Below are 17338 nucleotides of genomic sequence, written 5' to 3'. Positions count from 1 at the left end.
ATTCGGGGTCGGGCATGGCGATTTGCGCGCGACGAAGCCGGCGCGTCCCGGCGCGACGGACGGCGCGCGTTCCAGGACGGGCGCGAGGTCCGGGCGGGCGGGACGACGAGGCGGAGGAGCCCCATCCCGCGTCGAAGACGGCGAGCGGCCTTCTCCCCGAGGACATCCTGAGACATGCACAGCTATCTCGAATTCGAAAAGCCGGTCGCCGACCTCGAGGGTCAGATCCAGGAACTGCGCGCGCTGGCGGAGAAGGGCGAGGCGGTCGACGTCAAGGACGAGATCGAGAAGCTCGAGGCGAAGTCGGCGCAGGCGCTGACCGACCTCTATCAGAAGCTGACGCCTTGGCAGAAGACGCAAGTCGCCCGCCATCCCGACCGGCCGCATTTCGTCGACTACGTCACCCGACTGGTCGAGGACTTCACGCCGCTCGCCGGCGATCGCGCCTTCGGCGAGGACGCGGCGATCGTCGGCGGCTTCGGGCGCATCGCCGGTCGCCCGGTCGCCGTCATCGGTCACGAGAAGGGGTCCGACACGGCCTCGCGTCTCAAGCACAATTTCGGCATGGCGAAGCCCGAGGGCTATCGCAAGGCGGTGCGCATCATGGAACTGGCCGAGCGCTTCGGCCTGCCGGTCGTCAGTCTGGTCGACACCGCCGGCGCCTATCCGGGCATCGGTGCGGAAGAGCGCGGTCAGGCGGAAGCGATCGCCCGCTCCACAGACGCCTGCCTCGGCCTCGGCGTGCCCAACGTGGCGCTGATCATCGGCGAGGGTGGATCGGGCGGCGCCATCGCCATCGCCGCGACCAACCGCGTCTACATGCTCGAACACGCGATCTATTCGGTGATCTCGCCGGAGGGTGCGGCCTCGATCCTGTGGCGCGACAGCGCCCGGGCCCAGGACGCGGCGACGGGGATGAAGATCACCGCCCAGGATCTCCTCAAGTTCAAGGTGATCGACGGCATCGTGCCGGAACCGGTGGGTGGTGCCCATCGCGCCGTGGAGACGGTGATCGACGCGGCCGGCGAGGTGATCGCCAAGGCGCTCGGCGAACTGGCGCCGCTGTCGGCGGACGAGCTGCGCAACGCGCGTTGGGAGAAGTTCCTGGCGATCGGCCGCACCTTGTGAGGTGCGGAAACGCCGTTGCGGTGCCGATCGTGCCGTTTCGGAGCAGTCGGTCAAGATTTCGGCAACCCGGATACGGCGACCACTACGTAGTGGACGCGGTTTTGCCGCAATGGTCGATTTGAGCTAAATTGAACAGACAGATCCACGCGCCACCTACCTCCGATCGTTCGCCATTCGGTAACCATCGGGCAAGGAGGTTGGAGTAGCGTCGAGAGACGACAGACCGCCGGCGGAGCCGAATTCGCCGGTCGGATGGGGTTCGGATGCTCGCTTCGCCGTCCGGTGAGACCGGATGGACGGAGAAGAGTGGTGACGATCGCGCTTTCACTCGGGTGAGTTCATGGCGTCGAAGACGATGTTGCGGGTCGCGGCGATCACCGGTTTCGGTCTCGCCCTCGCCTCCTGTCAGGACGAGATGCAGTCCACGCTGGGTCCCGGCAAGGCCACGCGTGCGTTGAAGCCGGAAGTGCTGGCGCTCATGCAGGAAAAGGGCATGCGCAAGGAGGATCCGATCCTCGTGCGGGCCTTCAAGCAGGAGAAGCAGCTCGAGATCTGGAAGCGCGACAAGACCGGCCGCTACGCCCTGCTCAAGAGCTATCCCCTGTGCACCACCGGCGGTGGGCCGGGGCCGAAGATCAAGGAAGGCGACAAGCAGTCGCCCGAGGGTTTCTACACGGTCACGCCGGGGCGGATGAACCCGAACTCGCAGTACCACCTGTCCTACGACGTCGGTTACCCCAACGCCTTCGATCGCGCCTGGGGGCGTACCGGCGCGGCGATCATGGTGCACGGCGGCTGCACCGCGTCGGCGGGTTGCTTCATCGGCACCAACGAGCAGATCGAAGAGATCTACGGTCTGGCGCGCGAGGCCTTCGCCGGCGGCCAGAAGTCGTTCCAGGTGCAGGCCTATCCGTTCCGCATGACGGCGGAGAACCTGGCGAAGAACCGCCGCAGCCCGAACATGGCGTTCTGGAAGAACATCAAGCAGGGCTACGACCATTTCGAGGTGACGAAGCTCGAGCCGAAGGTCGACGTCTGCGAGAAGCGCTACGTCTTCGACGCGCAGCCGAAGGATCCGAACTCGACCACCTTCAACCCCTCCGGCGCCTGCCCGACCTTCGAGGTGCCGTCCGACATCACCACCCGGGTGGCGGCGAAGCAGGTCGAGGACGACAAGGCCTTCAAGGTGGCGGCGGCCGAACTCGACGACGCCGATCGCAAGGAGACCGAGCGGCTCGTCGCCGAGAAGCTTGAGAAGTCGAAGCCGCCGCAGAAGCCGGCGGGTACGGCGGTCGCGACGTGGTTCGGCGGTGGCGCGGAGGAGACGGCGGTGGCGGTGGCGGCGACACCGATCGCCGTTCCGGTTCCGCGCGCTTCGCCGTTGACGGTGACGACCCGCATGGCGCTGGTGGACGAAGCGGCCTCGACCGAGGCGAGTTTCGCCGACCGCTTCCTCTCCTTCGGTGCGTTCTCCGGCAATGCCGCTCCGGCGGCGCAGCCGGCGCCGGTGGCCGAAGCCGCCTCGCCGGCGAAGCCGGTCGCCGTGCCGGTCCCGGCGTCGCGTCCCGAGCCGCAGGCGGCGACGTTGTCGACGGCGAGCATGCCGGCCGCTGCTCCGGCGAGCCCGGCGCCGGCGGCCGAGGCGCCGCTGTGGAAGCGCCTCAACCCGTTCGGCGGTTGACGGATCTCGTGCGCGTGGATCGGATGGAGCGGACGGGCGTCCTTTCCGGCGCGCGCCGCTCACGGCCGTCGGTCCGAGTTCTCTTCGGCGAAGGCGGAGATCACCCGGTGAGGCCGGAAGACTTCTTTCGCCGTCTGCACGAACCGACCCTGCAGGAACGGAGCCGCCATGCGTGAAACCCCGCCGTCGATCGGCAGACTGGCGGTGGCGGGGGTGGCCTGGTCGGTCGTGCAGTCGTGGGGCGGCCGGCTCGTCACCTTTCTGCTCTTCGTTCTTCTGGCGCGGCTCCTCGAGCCGGCGGTGTTCGGCGTCGCGTCCGTCGCGGTGATCGTGCTCGGGTTGATCACGCTGACGGCGGAGTTCGGCTTCGGCGACGCCATCGTCCAGCGCCGTGACCTCGAAGCGGCGGACATGGATCTGCCCTTCTACGCCTCGCTCGCGGTTTCGGTCGGTCTCGCGGCGGTCGGTACCCTCGGCGCCGGCGAAGTCGAACGGCGCCTCGGGGTGCCGGGATTGGCGCCGGTGTTGCAGGTGATGGTGTGGGCCGGGCCGGCGACGATCGTCGCTCGCTACCAGGAGTTCGCCTATCGCCGGGCGCTCGGGTTCCGGGCCCTGGCGTTCCGGGTGTTGATCGCCAATCTGGTGGCGGGCGGGACGGCGGTCGTCTTCGCCTATTCGGGGGCGGGGGTGTGGAGCCTCGTCGCCCAGGCCTACGTGTCGGCGGCGGTCGGAATCGTCTGGCTGTGGAGCCGGCCGGTGTGGAAGCCGACCTTCACGCCGCGTCGCGAGAGTTTCGTCGCACTCGCGCGCTTCGGCCTGCCGCTGACGGCGCTGCGGCTCGCCGATTTCGCTTCGGTGCGGTTCTACGAGGCGGTGCTCATCGGCCGCCACGGCATCGCCGCCTACGGCATCTACGCGGTCGCCGGCCGTCTCTACGAGACCCTGCTGAACCTGCTCCAGGGAGCGCTCGCCGAGGTCTCGCTGACCATCCTGTCGCGCTTCTCGGACGATCGCGAGCGCTTGGCCGAGGCCTATCTCCGGACGTTGATCCTGGCGGCCTTCCTCACCGCGCCGGTCTTCGTCGCGGTGGCGGCGCTCGTTCCCGAGATCACGGCGGTTCTGTTCGGCGGCAAATGGACGGGGGTCGACGCGGTGGCGCGCCCGCTCCTGCTGCTCGGCGCTTTCCAGGCGCTCTACTACTTCAACGCCTCGTTCCTGGCGGCGCGCGGGCGGACGTCGGCGGTGATGGTGGCGTCGCTGACCAAGAGTGTCGTCATCCCGATCGCCGTGCTGGCGATGCCGACGGCCGACCTCGTCACCCTCGTCCAGGTCTTCGTCCTGGCACAGCTGATCGAGGCGCCGGTCTCCTTCACCGTGACCCTACGCGAGCTGCGGCTGTCGCCGCTGCGGCTCTTCGCCAACCTCGCGCCGGCGGTGCTCGCCTGTGCGGCGGGATACGGCGCCGTCGTCTGGGCCCGGCCGGCGATCGCCGAGGCGCTCGGGGCGCCGCTGCCGACGGGGCTGGCACTCGGGGTGACGTTCGCCGTGGCCCATGCGGCCGTCGCCGGGACCGTCGGCTTCCGGCAGATCCTGGTCATCGTCGACTTCGTCCGCAGCCGATTGCGCTCGGCCTGAGCATCGCTCTCCGTTTCGGGTCGACGGCCGACGACCGTCCTCGCTTCGCCGGCCATACGGGAGTTTCCGGTCCGCCGACCGCCGTGCCGGAGATCGTCGAATTCTGCGTGTAAAGCATGTTCACACATTACCATTGCTGGAACACCGCGTCCGTGGGCACATGTCGTCGGCGAATGCACAACCGGAAGATTGTCCGGGTCGCGCCGCCGGTTCGGGAAGACCGGATCCGGCAGTCTGGCAAAAAGTCGATCGACATCAGGAGGTTCCGATGGTCGCCGTCAGCATCGTCATGCCGGCCCACAATGCGCGTGCGACCATCGATCGTGCGATCGACAGCGCCCTCGTCCAGACCTTCGGCGACTTCGAACTGATCATCGTCGACGATCTGTCGTCGGACGATACGGTGGATCTGGTGGAGCGGCGTGCGGCGAACGATCCGCGGATCCGACTGATGCGTCTGTCGAAGAACGGCGGTCCGGCCTCGGCACGCAACGCCGCGCTCGAAGTCGCGCAGGGAAAGTGGATCGCGCTTCTCGATGCCGACGACGCGTGGCGTCCGGATCGTCTGGAGATGTTGACGCGAAGCGACGATCACGACTTCCTGGCCGACCAGATCATCGGCTACGACGCGGTCGCCGGGATCGAGACGGGTCGGTTCATGCGCCGGACCCAGACCGGGGAAGTCGATCTCGTCCGGATGTTGAGAACCGGCTACGGCTACGACTTCGGTTTCCTCAAACCGATGATGCGGCGCGCCTTCCTCGAGCGGGCCGGCCTGCGCTATTCGCCGGCGCTGCGTCACGGCGAGGATTTCGTGCTCTATGTCCGGGCGGTGGCGGCGGGCGCGCGTTTCGGCGTGCTGTCCTATCCCGGCTACGTCTACACGACGCCGCGGGGTCGGAGTTCCGCGGTCGCCTCGCCCCACACTCAGACGCGACCCACCAACGACACCCTGGCCGCGGCGCTGGAGGCGGTCGGTGAAGAGTTCGCCGCGACGCTGACGCCGGCGGAACGCGCCGCCATCGTCTGGCGGGCGGATTTCTATCGGACGCGGATTCCCTTCGACGGTTTCGTCGGGGCCTGCCGTCGACGCGATCCGGCGGCCGCGATCAGGAATTTCGTCAAGGCTCCGATCTCCGTTTCGCGCCACCTCTCGCAGGAGCTGTGGGTGCGCTACGTGCGGGAGACGGCCTGATACGAGATCCGGCGGATCGCTTCGCGAGGCCGGGTCGAACTCATCCGAAAATCCTTGTGTGGACGGGGTTCGCGGATGAGCGGAATGCGAAGTCCGGATGAATCCATCCGGGCTTCGTATGACAGCGGAGGCCGGAGGCGCCGACGCGCCCGATCTCCGGAGACACGCGAATTTCTCATCCGTATCGAAACGACGAAGGCCGCCCCGGGGCGGCCTTCTCTGGTTCGGCGACGTCGCGTTCCCTTCGGGTGTCCTCAGGCGAAGGCGCCGTGGCAGTGCTTGTACTTCTTGCCCGAGCCGCAGGGGCAGGGGGCATTGCGCGACACCCGGCCCCAGGTCGTCGGATCGTTCGGGTCGACGGCCTGACCGAGCGGCGCGTCGCCGGTGATCTGATCGAGGCCGGACGAGGCGTCGAAGTGATGCGCCTCCATCGGCGGCAGCTCGGTCGGCTCCTGCGGCACCAGTTCGATGCGCATCATCTGCGAGGTGACGGCGCGGCGCAGGTTGGTGAGCAGAGCTTCGAACAGGGTGAAAGCCTCGGTCTTGTACTCGTTCAGCGGGTCGCGCTGGGCATAACCGCGGAAGCCGATGACCTGGCGCAGGTGGTCGAGGGTGACCAGATGCTCGCGCCACAGATGGTCGAGGGTCTGCAGCAGCACCGCCTTCTCGACGTAGCGCATGGTCTCCTCGCCGAAGCGGGCGCGCTTGTCGGCCATGACGGCGTCGGTCGCCTCGGTGATGCGGTGGATCACCTCTTCCTCGGCGATGCCCTCTTCCTTGGCCCAGTCGGGAACCGGCAGGTCGAGGCCGGTGACCTCGACGATCTCGGCCTCGAGGCCGGTGACGTCCCACTGCTCCGGATAGGCGTTCTCCGGGATGTGCTTCTTGACGGTGTCGTGGATGACGTCCTGGCGCATCGCCGTCACCGTCTCGCCGACATCCTCGCCGGTCATCAGGTCGACGCGCTGCTCGAAGACCACCTTGCGCTGGTCGTTCATGACGTCGTCGAACTTGAGGATGTTCTTGCGGATGTCGAAGTTGCGGGCTTCGACCTTCTGCTGCGCCTTCTCCAGCGCCTTGTTGATCCAGGGATGGACGATCGCCTCGTCCTCCTTGAGACCGAGCTTCTGCAGCATGCCGTCCATACGGTCGGTGCCGAAGATGCGCATCAGATCGTCCTGGAGCGACAGGAAGAACTTGGAATGGCCGGGGTCGCCCTGGCGGCCGGAGCGACCGCGCAACTGGTTGTCGATGCGGCGGCTCTCGTGGCGCTCGGTGCCCAGCACGTAGAGGCCGCCGGCGGCGAGCGCCTTGGCCTTGAGCTCGGCGACGGAATGGCGGATCGCCAGGGCGGCGGCGTCGCGGCCGGGGCCCTCCGGCGTCTCCGACAGCTCGTAGCGGATGCGCATGTCGGCGTTGCCGCCGAGCTGGATGTCGGTGCCGCGGCCGGCCATGTTGGTGGCGATGGTGATGGCGCCGGGCAGGCCCGCCTGGGAGACGATCACGGCTTCCTGCTCATGGTAGCGGGCGTTCAGCACGGTGAAGACCTTGTCGCCCTCGGCGCCCTTGTAGAGGGTGGCGAGCGCCGACGGATCGGAGAGGTCGATCTGGCGGTAGCCTTCCTTCTTCAGGTATTCGGCGAGCAGCTCGGACTTCTCGATCGAGGTGGTGCCGACCAGGATCGGCTGGCCGCGCTCGTGGCAGTCCTTCACCAGCCGGATGATGGCGCGGTACTTCTCTTCGGCCGTGCGATAGACCTCGTCGTCCTCGTCGAGGCGGGCGATTTCCATGTTGGTCGGGATCTCGAGCACCTCGAGCCCGTAGATGTCGAGGAACTCGTCCGCTTCCGTCAGCGCCGTGCCGGTCATGCCGGCGAGCTTGTCGTACATGCGGAAGTAATTCTGGAAGGTGATCGAGGCGAGCGTCTGGTTCTCCGGCTGGATCGGCTGACGTTCCTTGGCCTCGAGCGCCTGATGCAGGCCTTCCGAATAGCGCCGACCGGGCATCATGCGGCCGGTGAACTCGTCGATGATGACGACCTCGCCGCCCTTGACGATGTAGTCCTTGTCGCGCTGGAACAGGGTGTGGGCGCGCAGCGCCTGATTGACGTGGTGGACGACGGTGACGTTCTCGATGTCGTAGAGATTGTCGCCCTTGAGCAGACCGGCGGCGCGCAGCGCCTGCTCGATCTTCTCGGTGCCGGCCTCGGTGAAGGAGGAGGTGCGCTGCTTCTCGTCGATCTCGAAGTCATCCTTCTCCTTCAGGGTCGGGATGAAGCGGTCGATGGTGTTGTAGAGCTCGGAGCGGTCGTCGAGCGGACCGGAGATGATGAGCGGCGTGCGCGCCTCGTCGATGAGGATCGAGTCGACTTCGTCGACGATGGCGTAGGCATGGCCACGCTGCACCATCTGGTCGAACTCGTACTTCATGTTGTCGCGCAGATAGTCGAAGCCGAGCTCGTTGTTGGTGCCGTAGGTGACGTCGCAGGCGTAGGCCGCCTTGCGCTCGGCGTCGTCGAGGCCGTGGACGATGACGCCGACGGAGAGGCCGAGGAAGCGGTAGATCTGACCCATCCACTCGGCGTCGCGCGAGGCGAGGTAGTCGTTGACGGTGACGACGTGGACGCCCTTGGCGGGGAGCGCGTTGAGGTAGACCGCGAGGGTGGCGACCAGCGTCTTGCCTTCGCCGGTCTTCATCTCGGAGATCTTGCCCTCGTGGAGGACCATGCCGCCGATCATCTGCACGTCGTAGTGACGCTGGCCGATGACGCGCTTGGCCGCTTCGCGCACCGTGGCGAAGGCGGGGACGAGGAGGTCGTCGAGGTCGGTGCCGGCGGCGAGCTGCTCGCGGAATTGACGCGTGCGGTCGCGCAGCTCCTCGTCGGAGAGGGCGGCGACTTCGGGCTCGAGCGCGGCGATGGCGGCGACGCGCGGGCGGTAGGCCTTGATCTTGCGGTCGTTGGAGGAACCGAAGAGCTTCTTGGCGAGAGATGCGAGGCCGATCATGGAGGCCCTTCCTCGAGGTCGTGCGTGGTGTCGCGGTTTCCGGCTCCCGAGGGGCGCGAGAGATGTCGCAGGCACCCGGCTGGAGGCGGATCACCGACGGAGCGGACCTCGACTGGACCGGACCGGCGACGATCTGATGACGGCGGGCCGCCGCGCACTCGAGGTCGGCGGGCGCGCACGCGTGAAGGCGCACGAAACCGATCGACGCCCGCGCAGGCGAGGCGGCTCGGGACAGATAAGAGTGGGTCCGGCGGTTGTCAACGGCGGCGGAAGGGGCCAAAGTCGCGCGCGATTCCGCGCGAGGCCGAAACACTCGCGCGCGATTCCGCGCGAAGGGAGGACGGCCCGCTCGCGACGGTCACAGCTTCGCCACAAGCGGCGGTCTACCTGTCGGCCGCCCGACCGCCCCTCGCGCGAGGAGGTTCGGTTCGGGTTCCGCGCCGATCCGGTCGATCGCCGTTACTCCCGTAGAAGGACGCATTCGCACATGAACGGACACCGCAGGATCGCCGCGACCGTCGCTCTCCTCGTCGGGCTCGCCGCCCCCTTCGCGGCGCAGGCCGAGGACAAGGTTCTCGCTCGGGTCGGCGGCCAGCCGATCACCGACAAGGATGTCGCCGCCGCCTCCACCGCGCTCGCCGCGCAGCTGGCGCAGCTCCCCGAAGAGGCGCGCAAGCGGGCCGTGCTCGATCGGCTGATCGACATGCGGATCGTCGCCGCCGCGGCCGCCAAGGCCGGCCTCGATCAGGGCGAGGCCTTCAAGTCGCGGCTGGAGCAGGTGCGTTCGCAGTTGCTGATCGCCGAGTACCTCAAGGCCAAGGTCGAGCCGGCGGTCACCGAGGACGCCATCAAGGCGCGTTACGACCACGACGCCAAGTCCTTCGATCCGCCGGAAGAGACCCGCGCGCGTCACATCCTGGTGAAGACCGAGGACGAGGCCAAGGCGATCATCGCCGATCTCGCCAAGGGCGGTGACTTCGCCGCCATCGCCAAGGAGAAGTCGCAGGATCCGGGTTCGGGCGCCCAGGGTGGCGATCTCGGCTTCTTCGGCGCCGGCGAGATGGTTCCCGAGTTCGAGACGGCGGTGAAGGCGCTGGCGGTCGGCGAAACGACCAAGACGCCGGTGAAGAGCCAGTTCGGCTACCACGTCATCAAGGTCGAGGAGAAGCGCAAGCAGCCGATCCCGTCGCTCGACGACGTGCGCGATCAGGTCAAGCAGGCGCTGATCGGCGAGACCTTCTCCAAGATGCTCGCCGAACTGAAGGCGGCCACCAAGGTCGAGATCGACGAGGCCGCGCTCAAGGCGAAGTGAGCCGGGAGGCGATCGAGCCGGAAAAGGATGCGAGGGGCGGGCCGATGGTCCGCCCCTTCGTCATTCTCGGCACGCCGACAGGCCGTCGACCAGCAGGTCGACCGCCGGGACGACCCGATCGTCGTCGAGCCGGTCACACAGCAGGTGGAACCAGTTCACCGCCATGATCGCCTCGCGCACCCGCCGAACGTCGCTGCCGGGGGGGAGTTGACCCCGGTCGATCGCCCTCTCGATCGCCTGATCGAGGACATTGCGCGCGCTGCGACCTTCATCGGCGAAGTGGTCGGCGAGGCTGCGCCGGGTCTCGGGCGAGGACTGGGCCTCGGCGATGATGGCGGCGAAGGCGGCTCCCGCCGGCGAACCGCGCCAGAAAGACCACAGGCTGCGGGTGAGGTCGACGAGGTCGGCGCGGAAGTCGCCGTGGTTCGGGGCGACGATCACCCGGTCCTTGTGGCGGTCGTAGAGCTCGAGCAGCAGGGCGATCTTGTTCGGCCACCAGCGATAGAGCGTCGGCTTGCCGGCCTTGGCGCGGCGGGCGACCGCCTCGAAGGTGACACCGGCCGGACCCGACTCGGCGAGCAATTCGTCGGCGGCGGCGAGGATCGCTTCGTGACTCGCGGTCGAGCGCTGCGGACCGGCCGATCGGCGTCTCGGGGTGGTGGGGTCGGCGTCGCGGTCGATCATCTTCGAGGGCTCGAGGGAAAGCGGATTCGTCTCGGGTGACGAATTCTATCCGAGGTCCGTTGACATGACGATGGTGTCACCTTAAACAAAACGAAACGTCACGTTTCATTTGAGGATCGACACCGATGAAGATGTCGCAGGCCGCCGACGGCGCCACCCCGACCGTCCCTCCGTCGCCGACCGCACAGGCGACCGAGGAGAGGCCCGCGACGATCGCCCCGGAGGCGGAGGTGGTGTCCGGGGCCGCCATGACGCTCGGGGCTCGGCTGGCGCCGTTGGCGGTGATGGCTCCCTTGGCCACCGTCTGCCTGTGGGCGGGCAACACCATCGTCACCCGTAGCGCGGCCGGCGTCGTCGAACCGGCGTCGATGGCCTTCTATCGATGGCTCCTCGCCTTCGCCGTGCTGACGCCGTTTCTCCTCCCGGCGGTGTGGCGACGACGCGAGACGGTGCGCGACAACTGGACGAAGTTGGCGGCGCTCGGGGTTCTCGGCATGGCGCTCTATCAGGGGCTCGCCTACGAGGCGGCGAAGACGACGACGGCGATCAACATGGGCGTCATCGTTTCGACGATGCCGTTGATGGCGGTGTTGCTGGCGGGGCTCCTCGCGGGTGAGGCGCCGACGGCGCGGCGGATCGCCGGGGTGGGCGTATCGGCGGTCGGGCTGATGGTGCTGGTGACCTCGGGCGATCCGTCCCGGCTGCTCGAGGCGGGCATCGGCTACGGTGACGGGCTGATGCTGGTCGCCGTCTTCTCGAACGCGCTCTATGGCGTCCTGATCAAGCGTTGGACGACGCCGCTGACCTCCTGGCAGCAGCTCTATGTCCAGATCGGCTTCGGGACGCTCTTCATCCTGCCGTTCTGGATCGCCTCGCCGGTGTCACCGCCGACCTGGGCGAACCTGCCGCTGATCCTCTATGCGGCGATCGCGGCATCGTTGCTGGCGCCGGTGTTCTGGATCGTCGGCATCCGGCGGCTCGGGGCGGCGCGGGCGACGCTGTTCCTCAATCTCCTGCCGGTGATCGTCGCCGGTCTCGCCTGGGGGCTGCTCGGTGAGGAGATCAGAGCCTTCCATCTCGTCGGCGGCGCGGTGGCTCTGGTCGGCGTGGCGATCGTTCTGTGAGGGGCGGAGGCCGCGGGCGTCCGACGTCGGTCGCGCCGACGTCCCGCTCGTGGGCGGGTCGCGGAGCGGTCGCGCCTTGAGTGGTCCGGAAAAGGAAGCTAAAGCCTCGGGCGTCGATCGAACGCCCTTCGGAGGCTCGTATGTCCCACGCGGTCTCGCCGCTCGCGCCCAAGTCCCATCCCGCGACCCCGGTGGTGCCCGGTGTTCGCTTCGCCACGGCGGAAGCCGGGATCAAGTACAAGAACCGCACCGACGTGTTCCTCGCCCTGTTCGACGAGGGCACGCGGGTCGCCGGCGTCTTCACCACCTCGAAGTGCCCGTCGGCGCCGGTCGACTGGTGCCGGGCCAACCTGGCGCAGGGTCGGGCGCGGGCGCTGGTGGTCAACTCCGGCAACGCCAACGCCTTCACCGGAAAGAAGGGCGTCGAGACGGTTCGCGTCACCGCCGACATCGCGGCGAAGGTCGCGGGATGTGCGCCGTCCGAGGTCTTCCTCGCCTCGACCGGGGTCATCGGCGAGCCGCTCGACCCGCGCAAGTTCGAAGGTGTGCTCGACGAGACGGCGACGCGGGTGGCCGAGGGGCCGTGGATCGACGCGGCGCGCGCCATCATGACCACCGACACCTTCCCGAAGGTGGCGACCCGCACGGCGAAGATCGGCGGCGTCGAGGTGATGTTGGTCGGCATCGCCAAGGGCGCCGGCATGATCGCCCCCGACATGGCGACCATGCTCTCCTTCCTCTTCACCGACGCGGCGATCGAGGCGTCGGCGCTGCAGGCCCTGATCTCCGCGGCGGTGGTCGACAGCTACAACGCCACCACCATCGACGGCGACACCTCGACCTCGGACACGGTGCTGCTGTTCGCGACGGCCAAGGCGGCCGAGCGCGGCCAGACGCCGGTGACGGTGGCCGAGGATCCGGCGCTCGTCGATTTCCGGGCGGCGCTGGAGAGCCTCACGCTGGAACTCGCCCAGTGGGTCGCCAAGGATGGCGAGGGGGCGCGCAAGTTCGTCGAGGTGAGGGTCGAAGGCGCGGTCTCCAAGGCGTCGGCGCGGCGCATCGCCATGTCGATCGCCAATTCGCCGCTGGTGAAGACCGCCTGCGCCGGCGAGGACGCCAACTGGGGCCGCATCGTCATGGCGGTGGGCAAGGCGGGCGAGCCGGCGGAGCGCGATCGGCTGGCGATCTGGTTCGGCGACACTCGCGTCGCGGTCGAAGGTGAACGCGATCCGGCCTATTCGGAAGCGGTCGCGTCGGACTACATGAAGCGCGATCACATCGTCGTGAAGGTCGAGATCGGCCTCGGGACGGCGTCCGACACCGTCTACACCTGCGATCTCACCAAGGAATACGTGGCGATCAACGGCGATTACCGGAGCTGAGGATGAAGATCGTCCTGGTCGCCGCCGTCGCCCTGATCGACACCGACGGGCGGGTGCTGCTGGCGCAGCGCCCGGAGGGCAAGTCCATGGCGGGATTGTGGGAATTCCCCGGTGGCAAGATCGAGCCGGGGGAGAGCCCGGAGGCGACGCTGATCCGTGAACTCCACGAAGAACTCGGGATCGACGTCAAGGAACCGTGCTTGGCACCGCTCACCTTCGCCAGTCATCGTTATGAAGATTTTCATCTCCTGATGCCACTCTACGTCTGCCGTAGGTGGACGGGAACGGTTCGCGGACGCGAAGGACAGGCCCTCAAATGGGTCCGCCCGACGAAACTGCGAGACTTTCCGATGCCACCGGCGGACGAACCTTTGATACCTCATCTGATCGATCTCATCTGATCGGATCGACCGAGAGAGACCACGAGGCATGGGCATCACGACCAGGATCGAGAGGCTTCGCGCCACGACCCGCGCCCTGATGAGCGACGATGCCGGTTCCACGTCGATGGAATACGGGCTCGTCGGCACGCTCGTCTCGCTCGCCATCATCGCGTCGCTGTCGGCGACCGGAACCGGCGTCGCCGACAAGTGGAACGCCTTCGCCAACACGATCAATTCCTATCTGCGCTGATCGCGCCGGGACACCGTCATCCGGCACCGCCGCCCTCGTCGGGCGGCGTCTTCGTCACCGCGACATCGTCGGGGAAGCTGCGTGCCTTCAGGGCGTCGGCGAGGCGGACGGTGGCGCTGCCCGGTTTCGCCGGCTTCTGCTGGCTCTCGTGCGGCGCCCAGCCGGAGGCCGAGACGATCTCGAAGGTGGCGCGCAGGCGACCATCGGGGTCGGAGAAGCGTTCGGCATAGATCTCGGCGGCGCGCAGGAAGAGGCGGCGCGACGTCGGGCGGCGCGAGCGGTCGACGAGCGGATTGGTGGCGCCCATGGCGCGCAGATCGGCGATCAGGTCGAACATCGAGCGATAGCGCACGGTGAAGCGGTCCGAGTCGGTGACCGGCAGGGCGAAGCCGGCGCGTTGCAGCAGAGAGCCGAGATCGCGGACGCCGACGAAGGGGATCACCCGCGGCGACAGGCCGCCGGTCAGTTCCACCTCGGCATCGGAGAGCGCTTCGCGCAGTTCGCGCAAGGTTTCGCCGCCGAGGAGAGCGGCGAGCAGAAGGCCGTCGGGGGCCAGGGCGCGGCGGATCTGGATCAGCGTACCGGGCAGATCGTCGACGAACTGCAACGACAGCATCGAGATCACCAGGTCGAGGCTCGCCGGCGGGAAAGGCAGCGCCTCCTCGTCGACGACGAGATCGGCGTGGCCGCCGGGATCGAGCGCGGCGACCCGCACCTCGTCGGCCTTGTCGAGACGGCGTACGGCCTCGGCGGCGCGGCCCGCGGCGAGGCCGAGGTCGACGGCGCGGGGAAAGCGGCGCAGGACGGGAAGCAGGCGGTCGTCGAGATCGTCGATGGCGCGGGTGAGAAGGAAGTCGGCGCCGTCGCGCGGTCGCGCTCGGGCGCGGGCACGGCGTGCGGCGAGCAGGGCGCGGTCGAAGAGGCGGGGGGCGGCGGTTCCGGTCATCGCCGCTCCCTTCGCACGCGACGCGGTCGAGGTCAAAGGTGTGGCCGAGATCGAAGGTGCTCCCTCGTGTATCGCGTGTGGAGAGAGTATCGTCACGCGGACGAGTGGAGCGGACGATGCGCGACGGCGAGGTCGAGAGCGAGAGCGTAGGGGCGCTGCGGCGGCTCTTCGCCGGCTCGCGCGACCTCGGCCGCGAGGTCGTCCGGCGCCTCGTCGATCTGGCGTTACCGCCGGTGTGCATGGCCTGCCGCGAGCCGGTGGCGACACCACACGGGCTCTGCGCCGGCTGTTGGTCGCGGCTCCGGCCGATCGAGCGGCCCTATTGCGAGCGCCTCGGCATTCCTTTCGGCTACGACATCGGCGAGGGGGCGCTGTCGGCGGAGGCGATCGCCGATCCACCGGTCTTCGATCGGGCGCGCGCCGCGGTTCTCTACGACGAGGTGGCACGAGAGATCGTGCAAGGGCTCAAGTATCACGACCGCACCGAACTCGCCCGGCTCATCGGCCGCATGACGGCGCGGGCGGGGCGGGACCTGACGGGGGAGGCGGAGGTGATCGTGCCGATGCCGCTGCATCGGCGTCGCCTGTGGACGCGGCGGTTCAACCAGGCGGCGGCGATCGCGCTCGAGGTCGGCCGGATCACCGGCGTGCCGGTGGCGCTCACGGCCCTCCTCCGCGTGCGGGCGACGCGGCCGCAGGTCGGGCTCGGCGAGCGCGAGCGCGAGGAGAACGTGCGCGGCGCCTTCCGGGTGGCGCCGGCGCAGCGCGGTGCGGTCGAGGGGCGAAGGGTGGTATTGGTCGACGACGTGCTGACCACCGGCGCGACGGCGACCGCCGCGACCCGGGCATTGAAGCGGGCCGGGGCGTCCCGCGTCGACGTGCTCACCTTCGCGCGGGTTGCTCCGGGCGGTCCGATCACGATATGAACGGCCGGAACCGACGGCGCGCCGTCGCGCGCGTGCTGAACGAGGACCTCATGGCCGATCCCCGTGTGTTGATCTACACCCGCGACTACTGCGGCTACTGCACCGCCGCCAAGGCGCTGCTGCGCGAGAAGGGCGTCGCCTTCGAAGAGCGCAACGCCAGCGTCGACCCGTCCTATCGCGCCGAGATGATGAAGGTCTCGGGACGCAGCACCTTCCCGCAGATCTTCGTCGGCGAGACCCATGTCGGCGGCTGCGACGACCTGCACGATCTCGACGACGCCGGCGGGCTCGATCCGCTGCTCGCCGGTCGGGCCGGTTGAGCTTCGGCGAACCCGCGCTATCGGAGGATCGATGTCCAAGTTCCGCGCCGCTCTGGTCCAGATGACCTCTTCGCGTTCCGTCGCCGACAACATCGCGACGATGGACCAGCTGGTGCGCGCGGCGGCGGCGGGCGGGGCGGTCTACGTCCAGACGCCGGAGACCACCGGGATCATGGACGAGGACCCGCAGCGGCTGTTCGCGACGCTGACCGACGAGGCGGGCGACGCGACGCTGGCGCACGGCCGGGCCCTGGCACGCGAGCTCGGCATCCATCTCCACATCGGCAGTCTGGCGATCAAGGTCGGCGACGGCGCCAAGGCGGCGAACCGCGCCTTCGTGATCGCGCCGACCGGCGAGATCGCGGCGCGCTACGACAAGATCCATCTCTTCGACGTGCAACTGGCGAACGGCGAGGTCTATCGCGAGAGCGCGCGTTACGTCGCCGGCGACGAGGCGGTGACCGTCGATCTGCCCTTCGCGCGGTTCGGCATCGCGATCTGCTACGACCTGCGCTTCCCGCATCTCTTCCGCAGCCTCGCCAAGGACGGCGGCGCCGAGGTGCTGACCGTGCCGGCGGCCTTCACCCGGCCGACGGGCGAGGCGCACTGGCACACGCTGCTGCGCGCCCGCGCCATCGAGAACGGCTCATGGGTGCTCGCGGCGGCGCAGACGGGACTGCACGAGAACGGCCGGGAGACCTTCGGCCATTCGTTGATCATCGACCCGTGGGGCAGGATCGTCGCCGAGGGCGGGGTGGAGCCGGGGCTGATCTTCGCCGAGATCGACACCGACGAAGTGGCGGCGGTGCGCGGCCGGGTTCCGGCACTCTCGCACGATCGGCCCTATCGGCTCACCAGCGTCGGGAGGGCCGAGTCGTGATCCACTACACGCTGGTCTGCGAGGCCGAGCACACGTTCGAGGGCTGGTTCCGCTCCTCCGGCGACTTCGACGGCCAGGCGGCGCGGGGCTTCGTCTCCTGTCCCGTCTGCGGTTCGACCTCGGTGTCGCGCGGGTTGATGGCGCCGAACGTCCAGTCGGCCAAGGCCAAGGACGAGCGCGAGGAAGCCTCGAAGCGTCAGGCGGTGATGATGCCCGACCCGGCGCAGAAGATGATGCTGGAGGCGATGCGCGAGATCCGCAAGAAGGTGACGGAGAACGCCACCTACGTCGGCGACAAGTTCGCGGAAGAAGCCCGGAAGATGCACCACGGCGAGGTCGAGCATCAGGGCATATACGGCGAGGCGACGAAAGAGGAAGTGACCGAGCTCACCGAAGAGGGCGTCGAGTTCCAGCCGCTGCCGGTGCTGCCGGAAGAGCGAAACTGAGCCGGCGAACTTTTCCGTCTCGCCGCGCGGTCTTTCCTGGG

General features: G+C 68.4%; 16 protein-coding genes. 13 read left to right on the top strand and 3 right to left on the bottom strand.

Annotated elements, in window-relative coordinates:
* The first annotated feature begins 174 nt into the window (after positions 1-174).
* From V7Q42_RS15915 to V7Q42_RS15900, 4 genes are all read left to right on the top strand, one after another.
* Positions 175-1128, top strand: a complete 954-nt coding sequence (locus V7Q42_RS15915) for an acetyl-CoA carboxylase carboxyltransferase subunit alpha (protein ID WP_333825084.1) — start codon at positions 175-177, stop codon at positions 1126-1128.
* Positions 1129-1468: 340 nt separating this feature from the next.
* Positions 1469-2809, top strand: coding sequence for a murein L,D-transpeptidase family protein (locus V7Q42_RS15910; protein WP_333825083.1), 1341 nt, complete (start codon positions 1469-1471; stop codon positions 2807-2809).
* A gap of 168 nt (positions 2810-2977) precedes the next feature.
* Positions 2978-4444: an oligosaccharide flippase family protein gene (locus V7Q42_RS15905; protein WP_333825082.1), complete on the top strand. Its 1467-nt coding sequence runs from the start codon at positions 2978-2980 to the stop codon at positions 4442-4444.
* Positions 4445-4712: 268 nt separating this feature from the next.
* Entirely contained in the window at positions 4713-5639 is a 927-nt protein-coding gene (locus V7Q42_RS15900) for a glycosyltransferase family 2 protein (protein WP_333825081.1), read from the top strand.
* 254 nt (positions 5640-5893) lie between these two features.
* Here V7Q42_RS15900 and secA read toward each other — a convergent pair whose 3' ends face one another.
* Complete coding sequence (gene secA, locus V7Q42_RS15895) at positions 5894-8644, bottom strand: preprotein translocase subunit SecA (protein ID WP_333825080.1); 2751 nt, start codon at positions 8642-8644, stop codon at positions 5894-5896.
* Between the two features lie 487 nt (positions 8645-9131).
* Here secA and V7Q42_RS15890 point away from each other — a divergent pair, with 487 nt between their 5' ends.
* Positions 9132-9956: a peptidylprolyl isomerase gene (locus V7Q42_RS15890; RefSeq protein ID WP_333825079.1), complete on the top strand. Its 825-nt coding sequence runs from the start codon at positions 9132-9134 to the stop codon at positions 9954-9956.
* Between the two features lie 60 nt (positions 9957-10016).
* Here the strand turns inward: V7Q42_RS15890 and V7Q42_RS15885 are convergent, their stop codons facing one another.
* Positions 10017-10640 (bottom strand): TetR/AcrR family transcriptional regulator, encoded by a 624-nt coding sequence (locus V7Q42_RS15885; RefSeq protein ID WP_333825078.1) that lies wholly within the window; start codon positions 10638-10640, stop codon positions 10017-10019.
* A gap of 125 nt (positions 10641-10765) precedes the next feature.
* On the opposite strand from V7Q42_RS15885, the gene V7Q42_RS15880 reads away from it, so the two are divergent.
* From V7Q42_RS15880 to V7Q42_RS15865, 4 genes are all read left to right on the top strand, one after another.
* Positions 10766-11764, top strand: coding sequence for a DMT family transporter (locus V7Q42_RS15880; RefSeq protein WP_333825077.1), 999 nt, complete (start codon positions 10766-10768; stop codon positions 11762-11764).
* A 140-nt stretch (positions 11765-11904) separates the two neighbouring features.
* Positions 11905-13146 carry a bifunctional glutamate N-acetyltransferase/amino-acid acetyltransferase ArgJ gene (gene argJ, locus V7Q42_RS15875; protein ID WP_333825076.1) on the top strand — a complete coding sequence of 414 codons (1242 nt, stop codon included), beginning with the start codon at positions 11905-11907 and terminating at the stop codon, positions 13144-13146.
* A 2-nt stretch (positions 13147-13148) separates the two neighbouring features.
* Positions 13149-13547, top strand: coding sequence for a (deoxy)nucleoside triphosphate pyrophosphohydrolase (locus V7Q42_RS15870; protein ID WP_333825075.1), 399 nt, complete (start codon positions 13149-13151; stop codon positions 13545-13547).
* 28 nt (positions 13548-13575) lie between these two features.
* Positions 13576-13779: a Flp family type IVb pilin gene (locus V7Q42_RS15865; protein WP_333825074.1), complete on the top strand. Its 204-nt coding sequence runs from the start codon at positions 13576-13578 to the stop codon at positions 13777-13779.
* Positions 13780-13795: 16 nt separating this feature from the next.
* On the opposite strand, the gene V7Q42_RS15860 is transcribed toward V7Q42_RS15865, so the two are convergent.
* Entirely contained in the window at positions 13796-14725 is a 930-nt protein-coding gene (locus tag V7Q42_RS15860; protein WP_333825073.1) for a class I SAM-dependent methyltransferase, read from the bottom strand.
* A gap of 116 nt (positions 14726-14841) precedes the next feature.
* Here V7Q42_RS15860 and V7Q42_RS15855 point away from each other — a divergent pair, with 116 nt between their 5' ends.
* Genes V7Q42_RS15855 through V7Q42_RS15840 form a run of 4 tightly spaced genes read left to right on the top strand, consistent with a single transcriptional unit; the run spans position 14842 to position 17297 of the window.
* Positions 14842-15651: a ComF family protein gene (locus V7Q42_RS15855; protein WP_333825072.1), complete on the top strand. Its 810-nt coding sequence runs from the start codon at positions 14842-14844 to the stop codon at positions 15649-15651.
* Positions 15652-15701: 50 nt separating this feature from the next.
* Positions 15702-15971 carry a glutaredoxin 3 gene (gene grxC / locus V7Q42_RS15850; protein ID WP_333825071.1) on the top strand — a complete coding sequence of 90 codons (270 nt, stop codon included), beginning with the start codon at positions 15702-15704 and terminating at the stop codon, positions 15969-15971.
* Between the two features lie 31 nt (positions 15972-16002).
* Complete coding sequence (locus V7Q42_RS15845) at positions 16003-16851, top strand: carbon-nitrogen hydrolase family protein (RefSeq protein ID WP_333825070.1); 849 nt, start codon at positions 16003-16005, stop codon at positions 16849-16851.
* Complete coding sequence (locus V7Q42_RS15840) at positions 16848-17297, top strand: DUF1178 family protein (protein WP_333825069.1); 450 nt, start codon at positions 16848-16850, stop codon at positions 17295-17297. Before V7Q42_RS15845 ends, V7Q42_RS15840 begins: the two co-directional genes overlap by 4 nt.
* Positions 17298-17338 lie beyond the last annotated feature (41 nt).

The sequence above is a fragment of the Pinisolibacter sp. genome (genome assembly GCF_036782435.1).
Lineage (GTDB): Bacteria > Pseudomonadota > Alphaproteobacteria > Rhizobiales > Ancalomicrobiaceae > CALBKH01.
This window is presented reverse-complemented; position numbering and strand designations above follow the sequence as displayed.